Raw genomic sequence first — 6,320 nt, forward strand, 5'->3', positions numbered from 1 at the left:
AACTGGCACCGACCTCACGGTGGTATAGACTCTCAAACGCCGATCAGCAGGCTCGGTTTGACCAAGGATAACCTCTTGAGGCTCCACACCTAGTGCGCAATTGCGCACGGGGGCGGGGACCTATAACCACAGGGAGGAGTTGCTACGCGACTCCGATCACTCCGAGTCTTCGCCAAACCACTCCCTGCGGTTATGGGTCCCGGATCTGCGCGCGCTTAGGCGCGCTTGTCCGGGACGACACCGCGTTTGTTGATAGGTCCTGCCAAGCGCGCTTCGTGACAACGACCTAGCCCTTGATCACGCCGCTCGCCACCAGCCGGTGCCAGATGAACAGCACCACCACCGCGCCGACCGTGGCCATGATGAAACCGGCGCCCTGGTCGGGGCTGTAATGGCCGATGGCCTGGCCGACGAAGGTCGCGAGAAACGCGCCGGCGATGCCGAGAATGGTGGTGAGGATGAAGCCGCTCGGATTGTTCGGCCCCGGCGCCAGCCAACGCGCGATGAGGCCGGCAATGAAGCCGACGACGATGATCCACAACAGGCCGCCCATGCTCATGAGTGTGCTCCCCTTCCCGAAAGCGCGTCGATCGAGGTCCGATTAGATTCTGCCCGAGAGCTCGTTCTCGGTCGGCAGCCGGCCGTCCGGCGTCAGATGGTCGACCACCTGCGGCAGATATTGGCTGAGGCCCTTGAGCAGCTCCTCACGCGACAGGCCGCTCTGGGCGGACAGGCTGTCGATCTGGTCGGCACCGAGTGCGCTGGCGAGATCCCCCGGCGCGATCGGCTTGTTCTCGCCCTTGCCGACCCAGGAATTCGCGGCGTCGCCGAGCCCGCCCTGCTGCAGCTGCTTGAGGAGATCGCCGAGACCGCCGCTGAGCACGCTGCCGGCCGCGCCGCCCGCGAGCAGGCCGCCGAGCCCGCCTTTGAGCAAGCCTCCGAGACCGCCGAGGCCGCCGCTATCCGCGGTGTTCGCATTCACCGGCGGAGGCGCCGGTGTGGGCGAGGGTTGCGGCGCCGTACCGGACTGGTTGGCCGTCATGTGCTTGTACGCCTTCCAGGCGAGCAGGCCGAGCAGCGCCATGGTCATCGGCGACATGCCTGATTTCTCGGTGCTCGGCGTCGAGGGGCCGCGCGGGCCGTTCTGCATGCCGTTGAGGACGTCGAGTAGACCCATGGTGCTCTCCTTTGGCGTCTCGTTCGGCGAGCGCTCGCCGCTGACTGCCCCCGGGGCGAGAACATATGGGCCAGCCATGACCGTTACAAGTCGGCTGCGATGCGATTGGTTGCCGGCCGCGCCTCTGCTATCGAAGGCGGGACGTTCAGGGAGCAAGCTCAGTGGTTGCGGATCGACCGATCGTGGTGGCCGGCGCCGGCGCCATCGGCTGTTTCGTCGGCGGCAGGCTGGCGGCTGGCGGCCGACGCGTCGCGCTGCTGGTGCGGCCGCGGGTGAAGACCGAGATCGAACGGTTCGGCCTGCGTCTGACCGACTACGACGGCTCCGAGAGGAAGCTCGGTGCAGGCCAGCTCGCGCTCTCGGAGGATCCTGCGATCTTCCACAGTGCCGGCATCGTGCTGGTCACGGTGAAGAGCGCCGACACCGCCGATGTCGCGGATCAGATCGCGCAGCATGCGCCTGAGGATGCCGTCGTCGTCTCGCTTCAGAACGGCATCGGCAATGTCGCGGTGCTGCGCGAGCGTCTCGGTGGCCGTCGTGTGCTTGCCGGCATGGTGCCGTTCAACGTGATCGCGATGGGCGAGGGCCGCTTCCACCGCTCGACCTCCGGCGACATCCATATCGGCGAGGATGCCGAGAAGACCGCCGCGGCGCTTTCAGTGCCCGGCCTCAGCGTGCGCGCGAGCCGTGACATCACCGGCGTGCAATGGGGCAAGCTGATCATCAATCTGAACAACGCGCTCAGCGCGTTGTCTGACATGCCGCTCGCCGCGCAATTGGCCAACCGCGACTGGCGAAGATTGTTCGCCGACCAGATGGCCGAGGGACTTGCCGCGCTGAAGGCCGCAGGCATCGTGCCGGTGTCTTCCACGCCGATCCCGATGAGCTGGTCTCCGACCTTGCTGCGGCTGCCAGATGCGATCTTCAACGCGATCCTGGGGCGGACGATGAAGATCGATCCCGAGGCGCGCTCCTCGATGTGGCAGGACCTGAAACAGGGCCGCAAGACCGAGATCGACTATCTCCAGGGCGCGGTCATCGCGCTTGCGGAGCAAAACCATGTCGACGTGCCGCTGATGCGCCGTATTGTTGCGCTGATCAAGGAAGCCGAGGCGGCCGGCAACGGACCGCCGCGGCTGTCGCCGCGAGAAATTCGCGGGGTGGCTTGAGGAGGATGGAGCCTGCCATGAGACATTGTCTGAGGATCGGGTTCGCGCTCGCCGCGCTCTGCGGCGCCTCGACGCTCGCTGACGCCAGGCCTCCCACCGTCGTGACCTCGCCCGGCTATGACAGGCGGCTGCAGGAGAGCAGGTCGCAGTTGGGCGGTTCGCCGACGACGGCAGCGCCGGTGGATGCGCCGGCGGTCAAACCGAAGCGCACCAAGAAGAAGCACGCGAACTGAAGCCACACGCTCCACTGTCGTCCCGGACAAGTGCGCCCCTAGGCGCGCGTAGATTCGGGACCCAGAACCACAGGGTGGAGTTGTGACGGAGATTCGGAGTTGCCAGCTCGCGCCATAACCACTCCCTGTGGTTATGGGTCCCGGATCTGCGCTTACGCTTGTCCGGGACGACGGTGGAGTTTGCGGCGGCAGTGGAATGAAGCCGAGAAGCTCAGCTCTTCTTCGCCGGCTTGCTCGGGATCGGGTTGAACAGCTTCTTCAGGTCGTTCAAGCTTTCCGACAGCCGCGGCCATTCGCAGGAGAAGGAGCCCTTGGTGCAGGGCGCGCCCTTTCGCTGCACCTTCGGCCGCTCGACCGGGACGGGCACGCGTACGCGTTCGACGTCGGTTCGCAGTGCGACCTGCTGAAGCTGTTGTAGCTGTAACTCCTGCTGCTCGCGCTGCTGGCGAGCCATGGCCTGGGCCGCTTCGTTGCTGCGGCGCTGGTTGGCGAGGTAGGCGGTGTAGGATTGGTCGATCTTCTTCTGCTCCTCCGGCGTCGGGTTGGGCCCGGCGATATCGAAGGTGCGATCCTGCAGGAAGTCGTAATAGGAATAGCCGCCGCCCGGCTTGCGGCGGCCGGCGAACTTGGCGTTGCAATCGGCAAGCGCGGATGTCTTCTCGGCCTTGGTCGCGGCCTTCTCGGCGGCGTCGGCGCATTCCTCGAAGTCGACCGGCGCGCGCTTCCACCATTGCGCCTGGGCATGCGGCAGCGTCAGCAGATAGAATCCTGCTGCGGCAATGAGAAACAGCGCTGCACGATGCATCACGGACGACATTCTACGAGAGCATTCCTTGCAAAATTCAACCCGGACTGAGTCGAGCCGGATTTTTGCCTCTTTATCGCCGGCTTGTCACCCATGGAACCCGGTAATTTCATGGCTGGGATGCTGACATTTTGTGCTTGACGTGGCGCAGGAGTCACAGCGTCCTGGCGGCGGGCTGCTACGCTTCGCCTTGCGAGCGCCCCACCTGAGGCGATGCCAAGAACACGAAATAAGAACACGAACCAAGAACACGAAATGGAAACGCCCGATGCTGCTGCCCTTGTCCGACGTGCCGCGCTGGTACGCTGAACGCAAACCACATGGCACGATTGCCGTCCGTCACGGGCAGGACACGCTGACATGGGACGAGCTCGAGCGCGGCGCCAACCGGCGCGCGCGGGCGTTCGCGGCCAAGGGCGTCAAGCCCGGCGACTTCGTTGCGATCGGCTTGCCCAATTGCAATGCGTTCTTCGAGACCTCGTTCGCGGTGTGGAAGTGCGGCGCGACGCCGACCTCGCTGTCGTGGCGATTGCCGCGCGGCGAAGCCGCCGCCGTGCTCGACATTCTCAAGCCCGCGCTGGTTGTCGGCGGCGAGGCCGACTGGAACGCGCCAAATCGCCTGCCGGCGGATTTCGTGCCGGAAGGCTTTTCGGACGAACCGCTCACCCCGCCCGTGGCGCGCTACTGGAAGGCCATGACCTCAGGCGGCTCGACCGGCCGGCCAAAAGTGATCCTCGACCATCATCCCGCGGTGACCGACACCGTCGCCGCGCCGCCGCTCAACATCCCCTTCGGCGTCTCGCTGCTCAATCCGGGGCCGCTCTATCACAATGCTCCCTTCATCGTGTCGCACTACGCGCTGTTCACCGGCGGCAAGCTCACTGGTCTGACCAAGTTCGATGCCGAAGAGACGCTGCGGCAGATCGAGCGCGAGCGCGTGCAATGGGTCAATTTCGTGCCGACCATGATGCATCGGATCTGGGCGCTGCCGGAGCATGTGCGCAACGCTTACGACCTGTCGAGCCTGCAGACCGTCTTCCACATGGCCGCTCCGATGCCGCAATGGCTGAAGGAGAACTGGATCGCATGGCTCGGACCCGAGCGGATCTGGGAGCTCTATGGCGGCACCGAGCGGCAGGGCGCCTGCATCATCTCAGGCACGGAATGGCTGGCACGCAAGGGCTCGGTCGGCAAGATCGGCGACATGGCGCGCCTGCGCATCATCGGCGAGGACGGCAACGACGTCGCGCCCGGTGAGACCGGCGAGATCTATTTCCTCAACAATGACGGCAAGGACGCCACCTATCATTATCTCGGCGCCGAGCCGAAGCGCCGCAGCGACGGCTGGGAATCGCTCGGGGATATCGGCAGGCTGGATGCGGAGGGCTATCTCTATCTCGGCGACCGGCTCGCCGACATGGTGCTGCGCGGCGGCGCCAACATCTATCCGGCCGAGGTGGAGGCCGCGGTCTCCGAGGCTCCCAGCGTGCGCTCCTGCGTGGTGGTCGGATTGCCCGATCCGGAATTGGGCCAGCGCGTGCATGCCATCATCGAGCCGGAGAGCGATGCGGACGGCCAGGCCATCGCCGACGGCATGGCGGATTTCCTTAAAGACCGGCTCAGCCGCTACAAGCACCCTGAGAGCTTCGAGTTCGTCAGCGTTCCCCCGCGCGATGATTCAGGCAAGGTTCGCAGAACATTGTTGCGTGACGAACGCGCGGCGTGGATGAAGGAAGGGCGCGCCTTCCGGATTTGGCCGGCGAAGGCGCGGGCGCACGCCGAGTAAGAAGAAGGATCCAAGGATATGACGATCACCATCGCGGCGAACAGCGTGCCGAAGCCGCCGGCCGAGATCATCGAAGGCTTTCGGAATGCGCCGACCTCGGTCATCTCGGACAATCTCGCCCGGCTGCCGGGCGCGGTCGGGCTCAAACCTTATCATCGCGGCCGCAAGCTGGTGGGCACGGCCTTCACGGTGCGCACCCGTCCCGGCGACAATCTCGCCATCCACCGCGCGCTCGATCTGGTCGGGCCCGGCGATGTCATCGTGGTCGATGGCGGCGGCGACGAGACGCGTGCGCTGGTCGGCGAGATCATGAAGAACATCGCGCAATGGCGCAAAGCGGAAGGCTATGTGATCGACGGCGCGATCCGCGATGTCGCTGCCTTCGCGGCCGACGACTTTCCCTGCTACGCCCGCGCCGTGATCCATCGCGGTCCCTACAAGAACGGTCCCGGCGAGATCAATGTGCCTGTCACGATCGGTGGCAGCGTGATCTCACCCGGCGACATCGTCGTCGGCGACGAGGACGGCGTGGTGTCGTTTCCCGCAGCAGGCGCAGCGGCGCTGCTTGAAGCCGTGCGCGCCCAGGTCGCGCGCGAGGAGGAGACATTGAAGGCGATCCGCGAGGGCCGGTATCAGGGTTCTTACGGCAAGTCCTGATCAAACGAGAACAAAGGGGAGGCCGGGGTGAGTCAGAAGGACGAATTCCACAACATCGACGATGCCAGCGACGGGCTATTCCGCGAGCTCGCCGCCGGCGTGACCACGCGCATCTTCTCCGGCGAGCAGGCGATGCTGTCGGTGGTGACGCTGGCGCCCCATGCGCAGGGCACGCTGCATCATCATCCCGAGGAGCAATGGGGCGTGCTGCTCGACGGCTCCGCCATCCGCGTCCAGGGCGATGAGGAGATCGCGGTGAAGAAGGGCGATTTCTGGCGCACGCCCGGCAACGTGCCGCACACCATGCGCGCCGGCCCCGACGGTGCCCGGGCGCTGGACATCTTCAGTCCGCCTCGGCCAGAATACAAGAAAGCAGGGTCGGGCTTCGGCACGACCTAAATGTGGAGCCTCAAGAGGTTATCCTTGGTCAAACCGAGCCTGCTGATCGGCGTTTGAGAGTCTATACCACCGTGAGGTCGGTGCCAGTTGTATT

8 protein-coding genes are annotated in these 6,320 nt (G+C 65.3%); 5 read left to right on the forward strand and 3 right to left on the reverse strand.

Annotation, left to right across the window (positions count from 1 at the left end; genetic code table 11):
* Nucleotides 1–286: 286 nt before the first annotated feature.
* Complete coding sequence (locus XH84_RS31885) at nucleotides 287–559, reverse strand: GlsB/YeaQ/YmgE family stress response membrane protein (RefSeq protein ID WP_181769511.1); 273 nt, start codon at nucleotides 557–559, stop codon at nucleotides 287–289.
* A 42-nt stretch (nucleotides 560–601) separates the two neighbouring features.
* Nucleotides 602–1,177, reverse strand: coding sequence for a YidB family protein (locus tag XH84_RS31890; RefSeq protein ID WP_128917785.1), 576 nt, complete (start codon nucleotides 1,175–1,177; stop codon nucleotides 602–604).
* Nucleotides 1,178–1,338: 161 nt separating this feature from the next.
* On the opposite strand from XH84_RS31890, the gene XH84_RS31895 reads away from it, so the two are divergent.
* The gene (locus XH84_RS31895) at nucleotides 1,339–2,346 is read left to right on the forward strand and encodes a 2-dehydropantoate 2-reductase (RefSeq protein ID WP_128917784.1); all 1,008 of its coding nucleotides are present in this window, start codon (nucleotides 1,339–1,341) and stop codon (nucleotides 2,344–2,346) included.
* A gap of 17 nt (nucleotides 2,347–2,363) precedes the next feature.
* The gene (locus tag XH84_RS31900) at nucleotides 2,364–2,579 is read left to right on the forward strand and encodes a hypothetical protein (RefSeq protein WP_128917783.1); all 216 of its coding nucleotides are present in this window, start codon (nucleotides 2,364–2,366) and stop codon (nucleotides 2,577–2,579) included.
* A gap of 211 nt (nucleotides 2,580–2,790) precedes the next feature.
* On the opposite strand, the gene XH84_RS40175 is transcribed toward XH84_RS31900, so the two are convergent.
* Nucleotides 2,791–3,396, reverse strand: a complete 606-nt coding sequence (locus XH84_RS40175) for a hypothetical protein (RefSeq protein ID WP_164936030.1) — start codon at nucleotides 3,394–3,396, stop codon at nucleotides 2,791–2,793.
* Nucleotides 3,397–3,652: 256 nt separating this feature from the next.
* Here XH84_RS40175 and XH84_RS31910 point away from each other — a divergent pair, with 256 nt between their 5' ends.
* The 3 genes from XH84_RS31910 to XH84_RS31920 are packed head-to-tail and all read left to right on the forward strand — an operon-like array spanning nucleotide 3,653 to nucleotide 6,226.
* The gene (locus XH84_RS31910; RefSeq protein ID WP_128917782.1) at nucleotides 3,653–5,170 is read left to right on the forward strand and encodes an AMP-binding protein; all 1,518 of its coding nucleotides are present in this window, start codon (nucleotides 3,653–3,655) and stop codon (nucleotides 5,168–5,170) included.
* Nucleotides 5,171–5,188: 18 nt separating this feature from the next.
* Nucleotides 5,189–5,827, forward strand: a complete 639-nt coding sequence (locus XH84_RS31915; protein WP_128917781.1) for an RraA family protein — start codon at nucleotides 5,189–5,191, stop codon at nucleotides 5,825–5,827.
* Between the two features lie 27 nt (nucleotides 5,828–5,854).
* Nucleotides 5,855–6,226 (forward strand): cupin domain-containing protein, encoded by a 372-nt coding sequence (locus XH84_RS31920; RefSeq protein WP_128917780.1) that lies wholly within the window; start codon nucleotides 5,855–5,857, stop codon nucleotides 6,224–6,226.
* Nucleotides 6,227–6,320: the final 94 nt, after the last annotated feature.

This window comes from Bradyrhizobium nanningense (genome assembly GCF_004114535.1).
GTDB lineage: Bacteria > Pseudomonadota > Alphaproteobacteria > Rhizobiales > Xanthobacteraceae > Bradyrhizobium > Bradyrhizobium nanningense.

What these genes read in the sequence shown, in the direction of transcription:
- XH84_RS31885 (WP_181769511.1), bottom strand. Translation starts at nt 559, where the DNA reads ATGAGCATGGGCGGCCTGTTGTGGATCATCGTCGTCGGCTTCATTGCC.
- XH84_RS31890 (WP_128917785.1), bottom strand. Translation starts at nt 1,177, where the DNA reads ATGGGTCTACTCGACGTCCTCAACGGCATGCAGAACGGCCCGCGCGGC.
- XH84_RS31900 (WP_128917783.1), top strand. Translation starts at nt 2,364, where the DNA reads ATGAGACATTGTCTGAGGATCGGGTTCGCGCTCGCCGCGCTCTGCGGC.
- XH84_RS40175 (WP_164936030.1), bottom strand. Translation starts at nt 3,396, where the DNA reads ATGTCGTCCGTGATGCATCGTGCAGCGCTGTTTCTCATTGCCGCAGCA.
- XH84_RS31910 (WP_128917782.1), top strand. Translation starts at nt 3,653, where the DNA reads ATGCTGCTGCCCTTGTCCGACGTGCCGCGCTGGTACGCTGAACGCAAA.
- XH84_RS31915 (WP_128917781.1), top strand. Translation starts at nt 5,189, where the DNA reads ATGACGATCACCATCGCGGCGAACAGCGTGCCGAAGCCGCCGGCCGAG.